Raw genomic sequence first — 20,208 nt, forward strand, 5'->3', positions numbered from 1 at the left:
TTATGGCTCGCAGAATAATGTTGATCCCTATTTCAACAGGGGTTGGTTTAACATCCGTTTCGGTTGGTTTAGTACGCGCACTTGAACAAAAAGCGTTAAAAGTAAACTTTTTTAAACCGATTGCACAGCCTCGTTCAGGTGATACAGGCCCCGAGAAGTCAACACAAATTGTGACTCATGGCTCCCCCATCACTCCACCTAAGCCTTTTGATTTAGCCTATGCTGAGCAAATGATTGGGGATGGTAAGGGAGATGATCTACTTGAAGAAATTGTTGAACGCTTTGAAAACACCATAAAAGAAGACGAAATTGCCATCATCGAAGGCATGGTGCCAACGCGACGCCAGCCTTATGCTGGGCGAGTAAACCGTGAGATAGCGCAAACTCTTGGGGCTGATATTGTCTTTGTGCTAACCCCAAGCAACGACAGTAATGACCAAATTGAAGACCGCTTAGAAATTGCTTCTGGTAACTACGGCGGCGTCAATCACCCTCGCGTATTAGGCTGTATTTTTAATAAAGTGAATGCCCCACTTGATGAAGAAGGCCGCGCACGTGCTGACCTTGTTGAAGCGCATGAACCTGAGCAACTTGAAAACGAATTAAACCGTTTAGCTTCATTGCCTATCTTTAGAAAACACCCATTTAAATTACTTGGTTCAATTCCGTGGGATTTTGATCTTGTTGCACCTCGCGTTAAAGATTTATGTGAATACTTAAAAGCGGAAGTCATTAATGAAGGTGATATGGCACACCGACGTTTACGTCACGTTACTTTTTGTGCTCGCACGGTCTCAAATATTTTAAACCATTTTACCCCAGGCGTCCTTTTGGTTACGCCCGGTGACCGCTCCGACGTACTCGTTGCTGCGTGCTTATCAGCAATGAATGGTACAAAAATTGGCGCTATATTACTCACCGGTGGTTTTAAACCTGAAGACCGTATTATGCAGTTATGTGAGCAAGCAATGGACACTGGTTTGCCTATTATTGCCACAAAAGAAGACACTTGGCGCACTTCATTGCTGCTGCACAACTTTAATATGGAAGTGCCGTGTGATGATGACCAACGTATCGATAAAGTGAAGCACCATAACGCCAGCCACATCGACTCTGACTGGCTAGACAGTCTTGCGAAAAGCGTCGGTCGCACCCGAAAAATGTCACCGCCAGCGTTCCGTTTCTTATTAACAGACAAAGCACGCCAAGCGAACAAAACGGTTGTGTTACCCGAAGGTAATGAGCCACGTACAATTAAAGCTGCCGCAATTTGTGGCCAACGCGGGATTGCCAAAACCATTCTCCTTGGTGATAAAGAAGAGATTTTACGTATTGCACAACAGCAAGGTGTTGAGCTTAACGACCATGTAACCATTGTTGAACCTAAAGATGTGATCAACGAGTATGTTGCACCAATGGTAGAAATTCGTAAAAGCAAGGGCCTAACAGAAGTCGTTGCACAAGAACAACTGCTTGATAACGTTGTACTTGGTACGATGATGCTCGAACAAGGCAAAGTAGATGGATTAGTATCAGGGGCCGTTAATACCACTGCTAATACGATTCGCCCGCCATTACAACTTATTAAAACAGCACCAGGCTCGTCATTAGTATCATCGGTGTTTTTCATGTTGTTACCTGATCAAGTGCTAGTCTATGGTGACTGTGCTATTAACCCTGACCCAACGGCTGAACAACTCGCCGATATTGCGATTCAATCAGCTGACTCTGCCGCTGCATTTGGCATTGAACCCCGTGTTGCGATGATCAGTTACAGTACTGGCACATCAGGTTCAGGAGCTGATGTTGAAAAAGTGCGTGAAGCCACCAAGTTAGCGCAGCAAAAACGCCCTGATCTCATCATTGACGGTCCTCTTCAATACGATGCCGCAATTATGGAAAATGTCGCAATTAAGAAAGCGCCTGACAGCCCTGTTGCGGGTAAAGCAACTGTCTTTGTGTTCCCAGATCTTAATACCGGTAATACAACCTACAAAGCCGTACAACGAAGTGCAGAACTCATCAGTATTGGGCCTATGTTGCAAGGTATGCGTAAACCTGTGAATGACTTAAGTCGCGGTGCATTAGTTGACGATATTGTCTACACAATTGCCCTTACGGCGATTCAAGCAAAACAGGCAGAAAGCTTACTAAAATAACCCCTCAAAAATTAGGCTAGTTTATAATTCACTTATAAATTAGCCTGTTACCTTCTTTATACTGAGCTATTCCCATATTTATCCACAGATTCTGTGGACAACCTTCCAGCCCCTCTTTGACTAAAAACACGGCAACTAAATTTATTGCGCTTTAACTTACTCGTATTTATATATACTATAAATTTAAAGGCGACCTAGATAGGATTACAGATGTCAAAACAAACGCTACAGCTTCATAGCACAGAACTTACGATTCATAGCCTTGATGTCAATGACACAATTGATCCTGCCTTACTTCAACAAGCCATTTTTTTTATTGCTAAAACTGCTGACGAATTATCGATTGTTTGTCCGAGTAGTTTTGAACTTCAAAGCCTTGATCAAGAGACTGATTGGCTAGCACTTGAAGTGATTGGTCCATTGGGCTTTTCACTAACGGGGATAATGGCAAATATTTCTGGGGTATTAGCAAAAGCCTCTATTTCAATTTTTGCGTTATCAACGTATGACACTGATTATGTATTGGTAAAAAAACAAAGTATGCCAAAAGCCATAACTGCGCTAAAAAAAGACGGCTACCATGTACTCGGTGAGCAAAAGTAACCCCATGAGTAACGACGTAAAATACTTGCCAGAGCGTACGCTAAGAAAAAGCCAAATAATGGCCATTAAAAGCCCTTTTAGCGGTCGGGTAAAACCAATAACAGAACACCCTGAGCCCTTTTTTCGGTTTTCGACATTGGGTCCGGGGATTTCTGTTGAGCTCACAAGCCATAACATTATTGCACCGTTCGATGGCACCTTATTACAAGTTAAAAATGCGGGTAAAGAATACCTATTACAAGCAAACAATGGCCTGAAAATTTTAATAAATTTATATTTTTCATCTGAAGATGATCACATTAATCACACCAACATTGCTAAATTAAACGGCAATAAAATTTCCCAAGGCGAACGCTTAGCGTATTTCGATTTACGTGAATTAACGCGCCCAATGATAGGCACACTGTGTGTGTTGAATGCTGCAAACCTTGGACCGCTTTATTTTTCGTTATCTCAGGTCACCGCTGGGGTAGATACATTACTAACAGTAACTAAAAAGTAGAATTTATGACGATCATGTATGGTATCAGCAATTGCGATACAATTAAAAAAGCCAAGAAATATTTATCTGATAAAAATTATGACTTTACTTTTCATGACTATCGAAAAGACGGCATTAGTATCGACCTTATCACCGAATTTGCACAACATATAGACTGGCAAGAACTCGTCAATAAGCGTGGAACAACCTACCGTCAACTCACTGATGAGCAAAAACAAAATTTAGATAAAGAAAGCGCTTTAGCACTCCTTGTCGCGCAACCAGCAATGATAAAACGTCCAGTACTGATTCATAACGGTCAGTATCATTTAGGATTTAAAGCTGCTCAATACGACGAGATTTTTGCCTAATGACTGATCCCGTTATTGAATTAGCCCAAGCACTCATCCAACGAGAATCGGTCACCCCTGACGATGCAGGCTGCCAAGCGCTTATGAACGAACGCTTAGAAAAGCTAGGGTTTAATATTGAGTCGCTATTTTTTACCGACACGCTTAATACGTGGGCAAGAAAAGGGACTGAATCTCCCCACTTTTGTTTTGCCGGACATACCGATGTTGTCCCGACAGGCCCAGAAAAAAATTGGCAATTCCCACCTTTTTCAGCCCTTATTAAAGACGGTATGCTTCATGGCCGTGGTGCTGCAGATATGAAAGGCTCTTTAGCAGCAATGGTTATCGCAACTGAGCGCTTTGTTGCTAAACACCCTGACCATAAAGGCTCCATATCATTTTTAATCACGTCTGACGAGGAAGGCCCATTTATCAATGGTACAACCCGAGTGATTGATACACTCGAAGCACGTGGTGAAAAGATTGATATGTGCTTGGTCGGCGAACCGTCTTCGCGTGATGTGCTCGCAGATGTTGTAAAAAATGGCCGCCGAGGCTCTCTCACAGGGTTTTTAACTGTCAAAGGAGTGCAAGGACACGTTGCCTACCCTCACCTTGCTGAAAACCCCATCCATTTAGCTGCCCCAGTTCTTGCAGAACTGAGCCAAACTCAATGGGATGAAGGCAATGCGTTTTTTCCAGCGACCAGTTTCCAAGTATCAAACATTAATGGTGGCACCGGTGCAGGCAATGTCATCCCTGGTGAGTTAGACATTCAATTTAATTTTAGATTTAGCACCGAAGTAACCTATGAGGAACTACAACAACGCGTTGTTAAAATTGTTGAAAAGCATGGCTTAAACTACGAATTAAGCTGGATTGTTAATGGCTTACCTTTCTTAACCGACCACGGTCCGCTCGTCGACGCAACGGTAAACGCCATTAAACACGTTACGGGTCGCGATACTGCACTTGAAACCACAGGCGGTACGTCTGATGGACGTTTTATCGCACAGACAGGTGCCAAAGTCATTGAACTTGGTCCTCGCAACGACACAATTCATAAAGTAAATGAATGCGTGAGCTGTGACGACCTCATTCAACTTGCAAAAATATACGAAACCATTCTCGAGCAATTGTTAACATGAGTCAGCCCGATTTACTGCAATGCGTTACAGGGTCAAGTAGCTCACATTTAGTTGAGCTGCAGAACCACCGTTTACATGCAGATATTGTTACCGACTTTTTAGCATTACAACAAGGCGCTAAAAGGGCTGGAATTGAGCTTAGAATTGCCTCAAGTTTTCGTGATTTTACGCGCCAAAGTGTAATTTGGAATGCTAAATTTAAAGGCCTTCGCCCTGTTTATACCCTTGAACAAGAAACCGTTGACCTATCGGCATTGAGCGATGCTGAAAAATGCCACGCAATTATGCTTTATTCAGCCTTACCCGGCGCGAGTCGACATCATTTTGGTACCGATTTAGATATTTACGACACTGCAGCCATCAGTGATAGTTATCAACTGCAATTAAGCCCCGAAGAGTATTCAACTTCTGGGCCATTTGCTAGATTAACAGCGTGGCTTGATGATAATCTCGAGAAATATGGCTTTTTTCGTCCATACCGAGAGTACATGGGTGGCGTTGCACCTGAACCATGGCATATCAGCCATATAGCGCAGTCAGCAAACATGATGAAGTACCTTTCTATCGACACATTACAACAGCGCATAACTGAGAGTGACTTATGTGGCAAAAAAGCCATTTTATCCGAGTTAAACAGTTTATATGAACGCTATGTATTAAATGTAAATAGCCCACAATAAGTTACGTTCTCACTGGCCTTTTTGCTAATAGAAACACCATAACAGCGCCAAGAATTAAGGCGCTGGCTATCACTAACCTCATGGTTAATAGCTCATTTAAAAATACCACACCAGCAAACGTTGCTAGTACAGGCACAATAAGTTGAACAACGCCTGCTTGACTGCTTTTGAGTTTAGGTAACACTAAGTACCAAATACTATACCCAACCCCTGATGCCAGTGAACCCGAGGCTATAGCAAGCCAAATGCCGGTAGGTGATAAAGCGTGCCATTGCATCGCCACTAACAAAATGAGTATGGGTACGAGCATTAAGCTCCTAAGAAAGTTATACGCGGTTGCTTGAAGAGGCGCTTCGCATGTTTTTCCTCGAATACTGTATATTCCCCAAGCAACACCACTGACAGCCATTAACACCGCGGGTAATAAGGATGGAACCGTTGCAGAGGGTAACATTAGATACACAAAGCCGGCAAAAGCAACAATGAGTGCGCCCCACTGCAATTTACGCAATGGCTCTTTGCTAATAATACTGTGCCCTATCATCGTCAATTGCACTGCTGAGAATAATATCAGCGCCCCCGTTCCCGTGTTTAAATTAACGTAAGCAATTGAAAAGCACAGCGCATACACAAACAAACTCAATGCACTTAGGTTATTACCTTTGTCCACAACGGTCATCGACTTAACTGATTTAACCTGCCATTTCATTAACAAAAATAAGGTCAATGCACCACTTACTAAACGAATGGCAGTGAAGCTCAAAGGGTCAATATCACCACTTTGTAAAGCCATTCTGCACAATAAAGAATTGGCGGCAAAAGCGCACAAAGCCATCAAGGTATAGAACACAGTGGTTGGCAAAATACAGATATCCTTTTGATAATAAAATACAAGACCGTTCTAAACGTAAATCACTTACGATTTTTTACATAATTTATCATAGACGGTTAAGTCGCGTATGCTACTCTGATTACATTGTCTTATAGGAGTATTCAGTGCATCGACATTTATTTATTGGAGCTGTTTTACTGTTATCTGGTTGCAGTACCATAGGTATTACTGATCTATTCCAAGATTATGCAACACAGTTAAGGCCAGTGCGCCAAGCTATCAGCCAAAATGATATCGACACAGCCAACCAACTATTACCTAGTAACAGTTCAATGCACAGTAACTATTTGTTAAATCAGCTGGAAACTGCGCGGTTAGCGTTTTTATCAGATCAGCACTCTGAGGCTAACAGCACATTTGAAGCTGTTTATATGAACATGGAAAAAAAGCGCCAAGCTGCAAAACTACAAATAAGCGCAGGTCTTGAGCAAAGTAACGCATTATTAACCAATGACTCAGTCATTAGTTATGAACCACCCGCGTACGAAATGACTATGTTGCATAGCTATAAAGCGCTTAGTTATGTATTTGAAAAGCAATTAGAATCGGCTTTAGTAGAAATAAGGCGTGCAAACAAAGTACAAGAAGATGCACTGAAAGATAATCAAGCTGAGCTCGATAAACGCACTGAAGAAGCCGCCGCTGGCTACCCCGACATGACCACGCTAATTGGTGATGTGAAGAACGGTTTTCAAAATGCTTTTACGTTTTATTTATCGGGTATGCTTTATGAGGCGAATAAACAATTTGATGATGCCTATATCGATTATAAAAAAGCCCTAGAGATAAACACCGATAATACATATTTACAACAAAATGTATTACGGCTCGCTAAAAAACAAGGTTTTGATCAAGACTTTGAAATTTTTAGTCAGCGTTTTGGTAAGCTCAATGAGGTCAACGCCAATCAAGGTCAGGTTATTATTATTGCCGAGCAAGGCCTGATCCCTGCTAAGCAAGAATATAATTTACGGTTACCCATTTATACTTCGCGTGGCGATGCGCGTTTTTACAGTATCGCCATGCCCGTATACAGCGACGTGCCTTATGTGAGCTCACAAAAAAATATCACGGTCTCGGGTGAAAGTTTAACACTCACGCCGATAGTTCGGCTTGAGTCACTTGCAGCGAAAACATTGAAAGATCAAAGTGCGGGCAGAGTTTCACGACAAGTTTTGAGGCTAGTGGCAAAAGAAAAAATGCGTGCAGAACTTGCCAGAAGTGGTGGTGATGTCGGCAATATTTTAGCAAATATATATAACCTTGCCTCTGAGCAAGCAGATACTCGCAGTTGGTTAACTTTACCAAATCAGTTAAGTATCGCACAAACAGCAATGACCCCTGGTAATCACTCTCTGTGGGTGTCAGGGCACGGAAAAATTGACTTTGCGGTTAGTAAGCAGGGGTTAACCTTTGTCTACCTAACCTTTATTAATAACTACTTTGACTCACATGTAGTCCAACTCTAGGAGCAATAATGAAATATTTAGTGCCATTACTAACCCTATTACTCGTTGCGGCTTGCTCCTCTCGCCCAACCACCTCTGGTATCGGTGTCGAGCAAGCATCACAACAATATAATCAACAACTTATTGTTAATAACCCTGAACTTGGTAACAAGCTTGCGATTTCTGATGTAAAAACTCGCCAAACCAATGGCTTAACCGATGTGGTTGTGACATTAGCAAGTCAGTATAAAAAGTCTCAATATTTACAATATCAATTTACTTGGTATGACGCCGATGGGTTTGTCATAAAAGGCAATCACTCACCATGGCAAGCAATTACCTTATTTGGTTTTGCAAAAACACAACTACCGGGCTTAGCCCCAACATCTGATGCAGTCACCTTTTCGCTTGCTGTTCGTGAAGTCTCAACAGAAGCACAAGAATTCGAAGATTAAGGAAGCCACAATGAAATTATATTCAGTGAAATCAGCCACCGCTATCGCAATTGCAACGTCGTTACTGTTATCTGGCTGTGCCAACAAAGCAGTTGTCAGTTATGGTGATGCTCAGGCTGTTGAAACAACCGATATCAACTTTGGTTCAACTGATTTGCAAAAGGTCGCCAGCCAAATGACAGATTCGTTATTGGCATCGCCTGTTGTGGGGACATTAACAGCAAATTCGCGTCCTATCGTGTTTGTTGAGCGGATAAAAAATAAAACCAGCGAGCATATTGATACAGAATCAATCACTGACTCTATTTCGACACAATTATTACGCAGCGGTAAATTCCGTTTTGTTGATATGACGCGTGTCGAAGCGGTGCGCGAACAGCTTAATTTCCAAAATGTCGACCCGCTCGTCAATCCCAATACTGCAATCGCATTTGGTCAGCAAGTGGGAGCGCAGTATATGTTATACGGCAACCTGTCGAGCATTGTAAAATCTAATGCAGATAAAGCCGATGTCTATTATAAATTCACGATGCGTTTAATGGATTTAAAAAGTGGCCTGATTGAGTGGGCTGATGAAACTGAAATCCGTAAAACACGCGAAAAATCTACTTTTGGCTGGTAGCCAGGAGGTTATATGAAGTACCTTATTAGTTTATTTAGCCTATGTTTATTGCTCAGTGCGCCGAGTTACGCTGATTATCAGCGTAATAAAGCGGTTCCCGTGCAGCAAGTTTTGTTTGGTTCAGTGCAGTCAGTTCGTAATATAACCGAGCAAGAACTGGTTAAAGATCAAACAAATGGCTGGAAAACCTTTGGCGGCGCACTATTAGGCGGTGTTGTAGGGAATCAATTTGGCGGCGGAAGTGGTCGAACTGTGGCAACTATTCTTGGTTCAATGATTGGCGGGTCGATTGCACACAACCGTCAGCAATCAAGCCGTTATATTGAATATCAACTTGTTGAGTTAATGATTCAAGTAGAAAATGGCGAGCAATACATGGTCGTTCAAGACAAGGATAGTCGGATGATATTTAATCAAGGTGACAAAGTTCGTCTTGTTTATTTAAGTGATAACACCGTTCGCGTAGATAAGGCTTTTTAATAGTAATACTAATTCGCTTAATTAAGTAATCTATTTTGAGGCAATAAAACCGCGTTGATAATAAGGTAAAAATGTCGTTATTTAGGTGTTATCGGCAATTGCTCTGCATCTATGCCGTCGTAAGTCAGAGATTTTTAACGCAGGTAGCGACAGGTTCAATTCCTCAAAATGATTAAGTATTATTGCACATTGGTATAATGTATTATTACAAACTGGTAAAAGTAACAGCGAGCAATCGTTACTTCATAAAAAGAAATGCCGCTCACCTAAAGTGAACGGCATTAGAGCCTTATCTCGCTATTATGAGCGATGATTTTAGCTCTGTTTGTAATCTGCAAAGAATCGTTGCATCTTACCCATTGCTTCAGTTAAATCATCTTTGTTCGGTAAAAACACCAATCTAAAGTGGTCAGGCTCAGGCCAGTTGAATGCCCTGCCGTGCACGAGCAGTATTTTTTCGGCTTTTAGCAAATCTAAGATCATGCGTTCATCGTTTTTAATCTTAAACTTGTCGGTGTCAACTTTTGCAAAGGCATACAGTGCGCCTTTTGGTTTTTTACAACTAATGCCGTCTATCGCATTTAGTCCTTGCCATGCAATATCACGTTGCACACACAAGCGCCCACCGGGGTTAATTAGATTATCGATTGACTGTACACCACCCAATGCTTGCTGAATCGCATATTGTGCAGGTACATTGGCACACAGGCGCATAGATGCCAACATATCTAAACCACGCACTAAGTCTTCCATTACACTTGTACGGCCACTTAATACCATCCAGCCCATACGCAAGCCCGCTGCTCGGTATGTTTTTGCAAGGCCGTTAAAGGTAATAATAGGCACATCATCACACAACGCCCCTATTGAGGTATGTGTGGCGCCGTCATATAAAATTTTCTCGTATATCTCATCACTTAATAACAGCAGCTTATGCTCTCGCGCAATATTAATAAGCTCCATTAATAAGTCATCACTGTAGACAGCCCCCGTTGGATTGTTCGGGTTAATCAGTACCAGCGCTTTTGTCTTTGAGGTAATTTTACTTTTTATATCAGCAATATCTGGAAACCAATCTTGTTCTTCATCACATAAATAATGAACAGGGTTACCACCCGCTAATTTAACAGACGCGGTCCATAGTGGGTAATCGGGTGCTGGGATCAGTACTTCATCATCGTTATCAAGCAATGCTTGAGTCGTCATTTGAATAAGCTCGCTCACCCCATTACCGATATAAATATGGTCGACATCTAGGTTGAATAATCCACGTTGCTGATAGTGTTGATAAACAGCCACACGGGCAGAGTAAAGGCCTTTAGAGTCACAGTAGCCTTGGGCTGAATACAAGTTACGGATGATATCGCGGTGCATATCTTCAGGCATATCAAAACCAAAGGCCGCAGGGTTGCCAATATTAAGCTTGAGAACTTTTTGACCTTCATCTTCCATTTTTCGAGCTTGTGCAAGCACAGGCCCACGAATGTCATAACAGACACCGTTAAGTTTGTGACTCTTTTTTATTTGTGACATGGTTACCTCTACTATTAGACCCTAAGACTAACCTAGCAGAGGCTAACCACGCTAGTGGATTTTTGAGGTTATAACTGAAATAAATTCAAGTTATTAGCGACCAGCAAACCAGGCCTGTAGTTTTTCAACTGAACCTGCAACTTGCGCGTCAAGGTTTTGTGACTTTTCTATTGCTGTATCCACATGCCCCTCGTTTAACGCCTGTTCAATTTCGCGAGCAACATCAGATAAGCTCGATGCACCGAATTGCGCAGCATTTGACTTTAAGCTATGTGCATGACGCGCAGCAACTTCATTTTCTGAATCCAAATTCGCTAAAACTTCACCACTCAAGCGTTGAAACTCACTGCAGCAAAAGGTTAAGGTGTCGGCAAATTGATCACCCAAAAGCGATTCCATACCTTCAAGTGCACCTTCATCTATTGTGATCGTCGTCATGTTTATCCCTTGATCAAAAACGTCATCATTTAAATCGCAACTCTAGCTGTTCATTGTAAAAAAGCAACCCTATGACCAGAGCTCATGTATAATAGCCATACTTTAATTGTATGCTAGAAGTTTAATATGGCTAGAGAACTGTGTTCGGGTTGTGGCTTTTCAGTCAGAACCTGCTTATGTAATGCGATAAGCATAATTAATAATAAACTAAAAATCATTATATTACGTCATCCTAGCGAAGAAAAAGTAACTAAAAACACAGCGCACCTGCTTAAATTAGGTTTAGCGAACTGTATTATTTTGAGTGGCGAGTCTGAACAAGACTTTCCTGAGCTTGCCTCACTGCCAACACAGAGCACGGCACTGTTGTATCCCGCCGATAATGCAATCATGCTTGATAAGTGCACTGATGCAACATTAGACTTTAAACAACAGCTTACTCATTTAGTGGTGCTTGATGGCACATGGAAAAAAGCCTACAAAATGCTGATGCTGACCCCAAGTTTGCAGCACTTCAAGGCTGTCAGCTTCGCCACTTTACCAAAAAACAAATACGTGATCAGAAAAGCACCTCGCGCCGATAGCTTGTCGACATTAGAAGCCGTTGCACAGAGCCTTAATTTAATCGAACAGTGTAATGTTGACCCGCTTTATCACTTACTCACGGCGCTTGTTGAAAAACAAACTCAGCACATGCCTCAAGCAGTCAAGGCACGTTACTTATAATGCGAGTGTCTAAACGTTTAAGTGCGGGGTTTAGCCGCCAAGGTCCCGATTACCGTTTTGATGACCAAGTTGATTTTGACGATATTCGCGACACGTTCGGATTTCGTACCCTCGTTGTGGGTCATTGGGTTACCAAGCAAGAACGATTATTAGCTGCAAATTTAATTTATGACGCGCTGGCAGATCTCGCACAAATACTGTCATTACCACCTGTGGCAATGGGCCTTCGTGGCAAACTGAATTTTGCTTTCGGTCATGGCGGTCAAAAAGGAGTGCAAGCACATTATAATGCGCAAAGCCAAACACTTGCTCTGGCAAAAAATGCCGGAGGAGGAGCCCTCGCACATGAGTGGTTTCATGCCTTTGATCACCATATTTGCCAGCATATGTTCCCACACAGACAACCCATGCAGTTTTGCTCATCATTGTGGTTAACCCAAACACCTGATTTAACACACCCGTTAAATCATTTCCTCAATCAGTTTTTTCATCAGGTTTTTTTAGATACTCAAGGTAATAACCCAAACGAGTTCGTCACACAATCGATAGCCTTTGATAAACAACGACAGCATATTTATATGAGCATGCCAGAAGAACTTGCGGCACGGTGTTTTGAGCAATGCATTGCTGTCCATCCTGCGATTAAAAATAGTTTTTTAGTGAGTGGCTTAAATGACGGTGGTTTAATTTACCCAAGCATAGAGCATACATCACGCTGCTCAGACGCATTATTACGGTATTTTAATCAACTAGGTGTGCTTTTACATCGTGGCTAACATCAACCGACTTAAAGTTCTTGATCCACAGTAAATAATCGTCAGCCTCAAGCGGTTTGGAAAAGTAATATCCCTGCCCTATTTGGCAGCCATAACGTTGTAAAATGGCCAAGCTCTGCGGGTCTTCAATGCCCTCGGCCACCACTTTGGCACCGAGCGTTTTAGCAATATCACAGGTTGCTTTACAGATACTTTGATCATTTAACGAAAAAGCGAGATTAAGAACAAACTGCTTATCAATTTTCACCTCATCAAAGCCCAGTTGACTTAAATAAGCGAGTGAAGAGTAACCTGTACCAAAATCATCAATGGCGAGTTTCACACCAATTAAGCGATAATCGTCCAGTGTTATTTTTATATTTTTACTTTCTTCCAGGGTCGCTGATTCTGTTAACTCAAGCATCACAGAATCAGCACTTACACCTAGCTCATTTAACTTAGTAATAAACAGCACAGGTAAATCTTTATTGAGCAAATCTTTTGCCGAGATATTAATAGAAATGACATGCTCAGGTATTAACTCACAAAACCTTGCTTGCCATTCTATGCCTTTCGCAACGACCCACTCGGTAAGTTGATTAATGACCCCTGAGGACTCAGCAATCGGAATAAAGGTATCAGGGCCGATTGCTCCAAGTGCAGGGTGATGCCAACGAAGTAGCGCTTCGCAACCCACAATATCACCCGTTTCTAAACATATCTGTGGCTGAAAATGTAAGTTTAATTGGTCTTCTTCAATCGCTAATTTTAATGATGCGGCAATGAGCAGCCTTTGCTCTGAGAGTCTCGCACTTTCTAAATCAAACATACGCCAGCGCTCACCTTGCAGGCGCTTTTCACTCATAGCTTGAATCGCGCACTGTAGAATTTGTCTGGCGGTATTACCATGTAAAGGATAATGGGCAACACCAATATCAACACTATCAACTAATTTTACATTGTTATGCGTGATGCCCTCTTCAAACACTCCATGAATCAAACAAGCAAATTGCTCTATATGACTCAGTTCCAACTCCCCCATTACAACACAAGCAAAAATACTGTCATCAACGCGTGCTATCCAGACACCTTGATCAACATGGGTTTCCAGCCTTAAAGCATTAATCGATTCAAGCTGTTGGGTAAGTAAATCCAGCGTAGTCACAATGCAGTTATTAGCATGCTCATAGCCAAATGTTGCTCTGGCATTTACCAAGACATGGGGCCTGAACAACATCACAGAAAAATGTTGTTTGTGCGCTACTTTTTTCATTATTTCACTCAGTAGCAATTGTTTATTGGGTAATTTTGTATCCGCATCATGTGTCATTGAATAATTAAATGATGAAATTCTGTGTCTATCTTTAAGTAACAACAATGAACTAATAGCTAACGATGTGAATAATAGAATGACATTTTGAATGGTGTGATTACCAACACCAAAGCCATTCCACACCAACCAACTAAACGCTTGAACAGACAATGTAAGCACCATTAATAATCTTAAACGCGTACGCTCACCTTTTCCTTTGTACAAAATAGTAATCGCAATACCTGCGAGCATTAAAAAGACAATACAACTAAAAATGTACGACGATTGCAGATTGAGTTGCGGCAATAACGAAGCCATTATTGCAGTAATTATTGACACACCTAATAAAGCGATCCACACCGATTTATAGTGACTTTTAAGTCTGTTTATTGCAGCAAAGTGATACAAAAAATAAGCACCAAAACACAATGCATACTGGTTTATAAGCCACTTAGCGCTCCACTCTAACCCGCTAACAAAAAAGCTCGTTAAACCATTATCTATCATAAATCCAATGGTCACTAAAACGAAGTAAGCATTTAATGTCAGATACTTAAAGCGTTTCGATATGAAGTAATACACCCCACATACAAACATGCATAAAACCAAGACACCCAGGATAGCGCCATACCCCAAAATTGTTTGGTGTAAATTAACTTCAAACGTTTTAGCTGAAACAACCCCGACTTCAATTGATATCGCATGCTCATGTTGGAAATTAAGAAGTGCCCAGCGATTTTGACGATTGTGATCGACTAACCAGTGTGGTCGCACACTCGATAAGCTGACTAATGATGCCAATCTATCTTTATTTTGAATTTGTAATAAATCATCAAGAAGATAAAACTTTTTCCACGTTAAGTTGGGTTCAGCAATATACACAACGTAGTCTTGATTACTTGGTAACTTATTTAAGTCGATGACAAGCCAATACGAACTGTGTGCTTTTAAGCGAAGTGTTTTGGGTTCAAGCATATTTACTTTATGCTTATCGTCTAATTTCTGCTGCAGTGATTGGCTAACAATAAAAACTGGGTCATCAGTGTTTATCAGCCAAACAGGGAGTTCAGCCGCATTTAAAGTCGCTGTAAAGGTATACAAAAAAAGACAACAAGTAGCAGTTACCAGCTGTTTATAAAACGTAAGGATGCACCTGCTGATTGAAAGCATTTTAGCTCCGTGCCATTAAACACCAGCTAAAAGTATGGGGGGGAACAGCGTAAATTGCCAACTTTTGGGAACGATTTGCAATTAAAGTACTGTGGCCCGTAGGCCACATAAGAAAAGCTTACTTATTATCGTCGCTAATACGACTCGCTACCGCCGAGTTTTGATCTTTATATTTCGCATCTTTACGGGTGTTGTAAGGATTTTCGGCTGGGCTGGTCATGGTCTCAAAACTCATCGCCCCTATTTTCATCATGGGTCTTAATGCCAAAGGCAATTTACCCGAGTTATAAAACTCAAGCACAATATTACCTGACCAACCTGGGTCAATTCGGTGTGCCGTTACGTGCACCATTAAACCAAGGCGAGCGAGTGAGGAGCGGCCATCTAACCAACCCACAATATCAGCGGGTAACGTAACTTTTTCATGCGTAATCGCCAAGGCTAATTCGCCTGGGTGAAGAAAAAAGGCTTCTTCTTCCGCTAACACGATTTCGTCGCTCATAATTGATTCCATCGCTTTATTAAGTTGATCTTTCGGACCGCTTAAATCAACGTAAGCTGCGGTATGATCTTGAAACACTCGAAACTTATTGCCTAAACGTAAGTCTACCGTCACCCCAGAAATCATGTCTTTACTCGGTGAAGGCTCTATAACGATACGACCCTCGTTAATATATTGCTGAATATGGGTATCTGATAATCTCATTTATTATTCTACCTAAAACAGCCAAACAGTTATTATCAACATGTTGCGCTGTAAAAATTATCTTGCTTCACGTTAGTTCATGCATTTAATGCAATCAATAAGCGTTAAAGCTCACAGTATGCTGGGATTATTGTGACACAAAACTCACTTATCAAGTTAGTCTTACAGACATTTCTTCATGAATTAATTTTTTATACTCATTTAAACCGTTAAGAATAACTTTTACGTTTAGTATGGGGTGAAATGATTTTTTTAATACAATGAATGTATAACAAGACGCGACATAAGCTGAGAAAATATGAACCTTCAAATACGTTAACGAGTTCGTACTCTCGCGATGTTAGTTTTTGTCAATTGAATCGCCATTAAAGTCATCCTCCCATACCATCCCCCAATCAGAAGTGGGTTCACTTGGGTCGATTGTGTCAATTTTTGTTTCTGTGGCAGAGCCACCGCAGCCAGCTAATGTCGCTACAGAAAGCGCCATCGCAAGTTGTTTTATGTGTCTTTTAAGTAGACAGAAAACACTCTGAAGGGCAGTAAATGCACTAATTAAGCACAAAATCACAAATACCTCATTGTCATAATGATTAATAAACAACAAGAAATTAACATTTTTTTCTGTGTTTAATCTTCTGTTATCAGTATTTCTACCGAACTATTTTGTGTTTGCTGGTAATGCAAGCTGCTGGCTAGGACACGTGCAGCATTCTTGTAGGTAGCGCTGATTGATGCTGCATTATCTCGAGAAATTACCCGCCCTTGCTCCGAGCTTTCACGTATTTCAATCGCAAGAGGGATGTTGGCTAATACAGGCACACCATGGCGGTGAGCTAATTTTACAGCGCCATCTTTGCCAAATACATGATTGGGTTCGCCGCAATGACCACATAAAAAGTAACTCATGTTCTCAATAAGACCCAATACTGGAATATTGACCTTATTAAACATAGCAATCCCCTTTTGTGCATCAGCTAGGGCTAAATCTTGCGGTGTTGTAATAATTACAGCGCCACTAGCAGGTACTTTTTGACTCATGGTTAGTTGAATATCACCGGTGCCGGGCGGCATATCAACGATGAGGTAATCAAGTTCACCCCAATCGGTCTCATTCATAAGTTGATTAAGCGCCCCCGATGCCATGGGGCCTCGCCACACTGTTGCATCATCACTCGGCACTAAGAAACCAATTGATTGCGCTTTCAAATTATGTGCTTCAAATGGTAATAAGTTTTTATTATCCAGTGTTTTAGGCTCAGCACCCTGCAGACCTAAAAGTAAAGGGATCGATGGGCCATAAATGTCAGCATCTAAAATCCCCACTTTAGCTCCCTCTTGCTCAAGTGCTGAAGCAAGATTCACAGCCGTTGTCGACTTACCCACTCCCCCTTTGCCAGATGCAACAAGTACAATCTGCTTAATCTGCTTAAAGCAGCATTGGTTGGGTAATGACACCTCGGCGTCGATGCTCACTGATGTTGAGAGCTTATTGCTAACAAACTCTTCGATTTGTGCTAATTCTCCCTTGCCAGCAAAGGGTAATTCCAGCTTAACCTTAAAGCTTTTGTCGGTATTTATTGTTATTTCTTTTACCCATTGGGCTTCAATCCCAATCGCAAATGCGCTGCTTCTATAAGCAGCTAACGCATCAAGTAGCGGTTCTTTTTCAGCCGATTTACCAGAGAATAATTTTGACAGTCCAAACATAGCAATAAAATAGCGTTTCTTTGATGAAAAGTGCTTCGGAATTATGTAACATTCAAGGCATTAAAACCAGACAATTAGATAATATCATTGCGTTGTTTTGTATATAGGCAACTCGCAATGAATTAAATAATGATATTCATGCATTTTTGCAACGAACTATCCTCAATTCGGAATGATTATGGCACAGCGAAAGATCCTGATTACTAGCGCATTACCTTATGCCAATGGCCCGACTCACTTAGGTCATTTATTAGAATACATCCAAACTGATATTTGGGCGCGTTTTCAAAAGCAACAAGGTCATGAGACCTATTACGTGTGCGCAGATGATGCTCACGGCACCCCCATTATGCTTAATGCGCAGAAACAAGGGATCACGCCAGAGGAAATGGTTAAAAATGTCAGTGTAGAACGCCAACGCGACTTTGCTGATTTCAACATAGAATTTGATAACTATCACAGCACTCACAGCGAAGAAAACAAGCAGTTAAGCGAGCTTATTTATAACCGCTTAAATGATGCGGGCCACATTAAGAAGCACACTATTTCTCAGCTTTTTGATCCAGAAAAAGGCATTTTCTTACCTGACCGTTTTGTAACAGGTACTTGCCCAATGTGTAAGTCTGAAGATCAAAACGGTGATAGCTGTGACGCATGCGGTGCAACATACAGCCCAACTGAACTTATCAATCCACGTTCTGTCATGTCGGGTGCGGAGCCTGTGTTAAAAGACTCTGAGCACTACTTCTTTGACTTGCCAGCCTTTGAAGACATGCTAAAAGAGTGGTTACACTCTGGCACTATCCAACAAGAAATGGCTAACAAGTTAGACGAATGGTTTGCAGATGGCCTGCAGCAGTGGGATATCAGTCGTGATGCACCTTACTTTGGCTTTGAAATCCCAGGTGCTCCAGGTAAATACTTCTACGTATGGCTAGATGCACCCATCGGTTACATGGCCAGCTTTAAGAACCTATGTGACAAGAAAGGCATCGACTTTGATGCGTTCTGGCGTGAAGACTCAGAAGCCGAACTTTACCACTTTATCGGTAAAGACATCATTTACTTCCACAGTTTATTCTGGCCTGCCATGTTAGAAGGGGCAAACTTCAGAAAACCAACGAATGTATTCGCTCACGGCTTTGTCACCGTAAATGGCGCAAAAATGTCTAAATCTAAAGGCACTTTTGTAAAGGCACGTACTTATCTAGATAATTTAGACCCTGAATATCTACGCTACTATTACGCGGCAAAACTTAACAACGGTATTACTGATTTAGATTTAAACCTTGAAGATTTTGCCCTGCGTGTAAATTCAGATCTGGTTGGTAAAGTGGTCAATATTGCAAGCCGTTGTGCTAGTTTCATCACCAAGAAATTTGACGGGAAACTAAGCGACACAGTGATGGATGAAGCGTTACTAAGTGAATTCCAAGCGGCATCAGACAGCATTGCTAATCATTACGAGAATCGTGACTATAGCCGTGCTATTCGTGAAATTATGGCGCTTGCAGACAAAGCCAACCAATTTATTGATGCTAAAGCTCCTTGGGTGTTAATTAAAGACGAAGCAAAACAACAAGAAGCGCATGACGTGTGCTCACTTGGTCTCAATATGTTCCGTGTGCTTATCACCTACTTAAAGCCTGTTTTACCAGGAATGGCTGCCAATGTTGAAGCCTTTTTAAATGACGCATTAACATGGCAAGGTGTGCAAACAGCACTTGTGGGTCATGCTATTAATAAATTTAAACCGTTAATGCAACGCGTTGAAATGGATAAAGTAAATAAAATGATTGAAGAATCAAAAGAAAGCCTCGTCGCTGAAAAAGACAAGATTGATCCTAATAGCCCATTAGCGAAAGAGCCAATCAGCCCTGAAATCGAATTTGATGATTTTGCTAAAGTTGATTTACGTGTAGCGAAAATTGCAAAAGCAGAACACGTTGAAGGTGCTGATAAATTATTAAAATTGACGTTAGATTTAGGTGGCGAAACTCGCCAGGTATTCGCCGGTATTAAATCTGCGTATGCGCCTGAAGACATCGAAGGCAAGCTGACCGTTATGGTAGCGAACCTTAAACCACGTAAGATGCGTTTTGGTATGTCTGAAGGCATGGTGTTAGCAGCAGGCCCTGGCGGCAAAGAAATCTATATTCTTAACCCTGATGAGGGTTCAGAGCCAGGCATGCGTGTCATGTAAGGTAAAACCTTATTGTAAAAAAACCGTTGTGTGCAAACTGAAGTGACCCCATAAAGTTGGACTCATTTTTAAGCGGCTGCCAAGGCCTGATTTCGATACTGTATCGGACTCAGGCCTTTTAGTTTCAGCTTAATACGCTCGTTGTTGTAATAGTGGATATATTCTTTGATGTTTTCAATAAGCTCATTCACGTCTTTAAACGTTTCGTTGTGGTACATCTCACTCTTCAATATGCCGAAGAAGTTCTCAGCAACCGCATTATCTAAACAATTTCCTTTTCTAGACATACTTTGTTGCAACCCTTTTTCCTTGAGATGATTTTGATATTGTTTGTTTT

At 41.5% G+C, this 20,208-nt stretch carries 21 protein-coding genes; 13 read left to right on the forward strand and 8 right to left on the reverse strand.

The window, feature by feature from the left end; translation table 11 throughout:
- Window positions 1–2: 2 nt before the first annotated feature.
- The 6 genes from pta (at window position 3) to LPA49_RS05170 (ending at window position 5,424) form a co-directional block, all read left to right on the forward strand.
- Complete coding sequence (gene pta / locus LPA49_RS05145; RefSeq protein ID WP_036968900.1) at window positions 3–2,159, forward strand: phosphate acetyltransferase; 2,157 nt, start codon at window positions 3–5, stop codon at window positions 2,157–2,159.
- Between the two features lie 210 nt (window positions 2,160–2,369).
- A complete protein-coding gene (locus tag LPA49_RS05150; protein WP_036968903.1) occupies window positions 2,370–2,762 on the forward strand; it encodes an ACT domain-containing protein in 393 nt (130 codons plus the stop codon).
- Between the two features lie 4 nt (window positions 2,763–2,766).
- Complete coding sequence (locus tag LPA49_RS05155) at window positions 2,767–3,264, forward strand: PTS glucose transporter subunit IIA (RefSeq protein ID WP_075593652.1); 498 nt, start codon at window positions 2,767–2,769, stop codon at window positions 3,262–3,264.
- A gap of 5 nt (window positions 3,265–3,269) precedes the next feature.
- On the forward strand, window positions 3,270–3,614 hold the full coding sequence (locus LPA49_RS05160; protein ID WP_036968906.1) for an ArsC family reductase: 345 nt from the start codon (window positions 3,270–3,272) through the stop codon (window positions 3,612–3,614).
- Window positions 3,614–4,744, forward strand: coding sequence for a succinyl-diaminopimelate desuccinylase (gene dapE / locus LPA49_RS05165; protein WP_036968908.1), 1,131 nt, complete (start codon window positions 3,614–3,616; stop codon window positions 4,742–4,744). The genes LPA49_RS05160 and dapE overlap by 1 nt, the downstream gene beginning before the upstream one ends.
- Window positions 4,741–5,424 (forward strand): M15 family metallopeptidase, encoded by a 684-nt coding sequence (locus LPA49_RS05170; protein ID WP_230235864.1) that lies wholly within the window; start codon window positions 4,741–4,743, stop codon window positions 5,422–5,424. The genes dapE and LPA49_RS05170 overlap by 4 nt, the downstream gene beginning before the upstream one ends.
- 1 nt (window position 5,425) lies before the next feature.
- Here the strand turns inward: LPA49_RS05170 and LPA49_RS05175 are convergent, their stop codons facing one another.
- Window positions 5,426–6,286: a DMT family transporter gene (locus LPA49_RS05175; protein WP_268260712.1), complete on the reverse strand. Its 861-nt coding sequence runs from the start codon at window positions 6,284–6,286 to the stop codon at window positions 5,426–5,428.
- A gap of 134 nt (window positions 6,287–6,420) precedes the next feature.
- On the opposite strand from LPA49_RS05175, the gene LPA49_RS05180 reads away from it, so the two are divergent.
- The 4 genes from LPA49_RS05180 to LPA49_RS05195 are packed head-to-tail and all read left to right on the forward strand — an operon-like array spanning window position 6,421 to window position 9,321.
- On the forward strand, window positions 6,421–7,785 hold the full coding sequence (locus LPA49_RS05180; protein WP_230235866.1) for a COG3014 family protein: 1,365 nt from the start codon (window positions 6,421–6,423) through the stop codon (window positions 7,783–7,785).
- 8 nt (window positions 7,786–7,793) lie between these two features.
- On the forward strand, window positions 7,794–8,219 hold the full coding sequence (locus LPA49_RS05185) for a YcfL family protein (protein ID WP_036968913.1): 426 nt from the start codon (window positions 7,794–7,796) through the stop codon (window positions 8,217–8,219).
- Window positions 8,220–8,229: 10 nt separating this feature from the next.
- Window positions 8,230–8,841 carry a penicillin-binding protein activator LpoB gene (gene lpoB / locus LPA49_RS05190; RefSeq protein ID WP_036968915.1) on the forward strand — a complete coding sequence of 204 codons (612 nt, stop codon included), beginning with the start codon at window positions 8,230–8,232 and terminating at the stop codon, window positions 8,839–8,841.
- Window positions 8,842–8,853: 12 nt separating this feature from the next.
- Entirely contained in the window at window positions 8,854–9,321 is a 468-nt protein-coding gene (locus LPA49_RS05195) for a glycine zipper 2TM domain-containing protein (protein WP_180311518.1), read from the forward strand.
- Window positions 9,322–9,636: 315 nt separating this feature from the next.
- On the opposite strand, the gene LPA49_RS05200 is transcribed toward LPA49_RS05195, so the two are convergent.
- Together LPA49_RS05200 and LPA49_RS05205 are read right to left on the reverse strand one after the other, a co-directional pair.
- Window positions 9,637–10,854: a pyridoxal phosphate-dependent aminotransferase gene (locus tag LPA49_RS05200; protein WP_036968919.1), complete on the reverse strand. Its 1,218-nt coding sequence runs from the start codon at window positions 10,852–10,854 to the stop codon at window positions 9,637–9,639.
- Window positions 10,855–10,947: 93 nt separating this feature from the next.
- Window positions 10,948–11,292 (reverse strand): Hpt domain-containing protein, encoded by a 345-nt coding sequence (locus tag LPA49_RS05205; RefSeq protein WP_065979823.1) that lies wholly within the window; start codon window positions 11,290–11,292, stop codon window positions 10,948–10,950.
- A gap of 126 nt (window positions 11,293–11,418) precedes the next feature.
- Here LPA49_RS05205 and LPA49_RS05210 point away from each other — a divergent pair, with 126 nt between their 5' ends.
- Both LPA49_RS05210 and LPA49_RS05215 read left to right on the forward strand, forming a co-directional pair.
- Window positions 11,419–12,018: a tRNA-uridine aminocarboxypropyltransferase gene (locus LPA49_RS05210; protein ID WP_065979822.1), complete on the forward strand. Its 600-nt coding sequence runs from the start codon at window positions 11,419–11,421 to the stop codon at window positions 12,016–12,018.
- Window positions 12,018–12,794, forward strand: a complete 777-nt coding sequence (locus LPA49_RS05215) for a CLCA_X family protein (RefSeq protein ID WP_036968933.1) — start codon at window positions 12,018–12,020, stop codon at window positions 12,792–12,794. The genes LPA49_RS05210 and LPA49_RS05215 overlap by 1 nt, the downstream gene beginning before the upstream one ends.
- Here LPA49_RS05215 and LPA49_RS05220 read toward each other — a convergent pair.
- From LPA49_RS05220 to apbC, 4 genes are all read right to left on the reverse strand, one after another.
- Window positions 12,760–15,186 (reverse strand): EAL domain-containing protein, encoded by a 2,427-nt coding sequence (locus LPA49_RS05220; RefSeq protein WP_230235878.1) that lies wholly within the window; start codon window positions 15,184–15,186, stop codon window positions 12,760–12,762. The two genes, LPA49_RS05215 and LPA49_RS05220, sit on opposite strands and share 35 nt — an antisense overlap.
- Before the next feature lie 187 nt (window positions 15,187–15,373).
- A complete protein-coding gene (dcd, locus tag LPA49_RS05225; protein WP_036968938.1) occupies window positions 15,374–15,961 on the reverse strand; it encodes a dCTP deaminase in 588 nt (195 codons plus the stop codon).
- A gap of 340 nt (window positions 15,962–16,301) precedes the next feature.
- On the reverse strand, window positions 16,302–16,448 hold the full coding sequence (locus LPA49_RS05230; RefSeq protein ID WP_162898032.1) for a hypothetical protein: 147 nt from the start codon (window positions 16,446–16,448) through the stop codon (window positions 16,302–16,304).
- Between the two features lie 140 nt (window positions 16,449–16,588).
- Window positions 16,589–17,668, reverse strand: coding sequence for an iron-sulfur cluster carrier protein ApbC (apbC, locus tag LPA49_RS05235; protein ID WP_065979820.1), 1,080 nt, complete (start codon window positions 17,666–17,668; stop codon window positions 16,589–16,591).
- Window positions 17,669–17,846: 178 nt separating this feature from the next.
- Between apbC and metG the strand changes: the two genes are divergently transcribed.
- Window positions 17,847–19,871 carry a methionine--tRNA ligase gene (metG, locus tag LPA49_RS05240; RefSeq protein WP_180311514.1) on the forward strand — a complete coding sequence of 675 codons (2,025 nt, stop codon included), beginning with the start codon at window positions 17,847–17,849 and terminating at the stop codon, window positions 19,869–19,871.
- Window positions 19,872–19,939: 68 nt separating this feature from the next.
- On the opposite strand, the gene LPA49_RS05245 is transcribed toward metG, so the two are convergent.
- Window positions 19,940–20,208, reverse strand: a 269-nt coding sequence (locus LPA49_RS05245) for an IS3 family transposase (RefSeq protein WP_143474491.1), incomplete at its 5' end; no start/stop codon positions are given.

The organism is Pseudoalteromonas sp. MB41 (assembly GCF_020966275.1).
Classification (GTDB): Bacteria; Pseudomonadota; Gammaproteobacteria; order Enterobacterales; family Alteromonadaceae; genus Pseudoalteromonas; species Pseudoalteromonas lipolytica.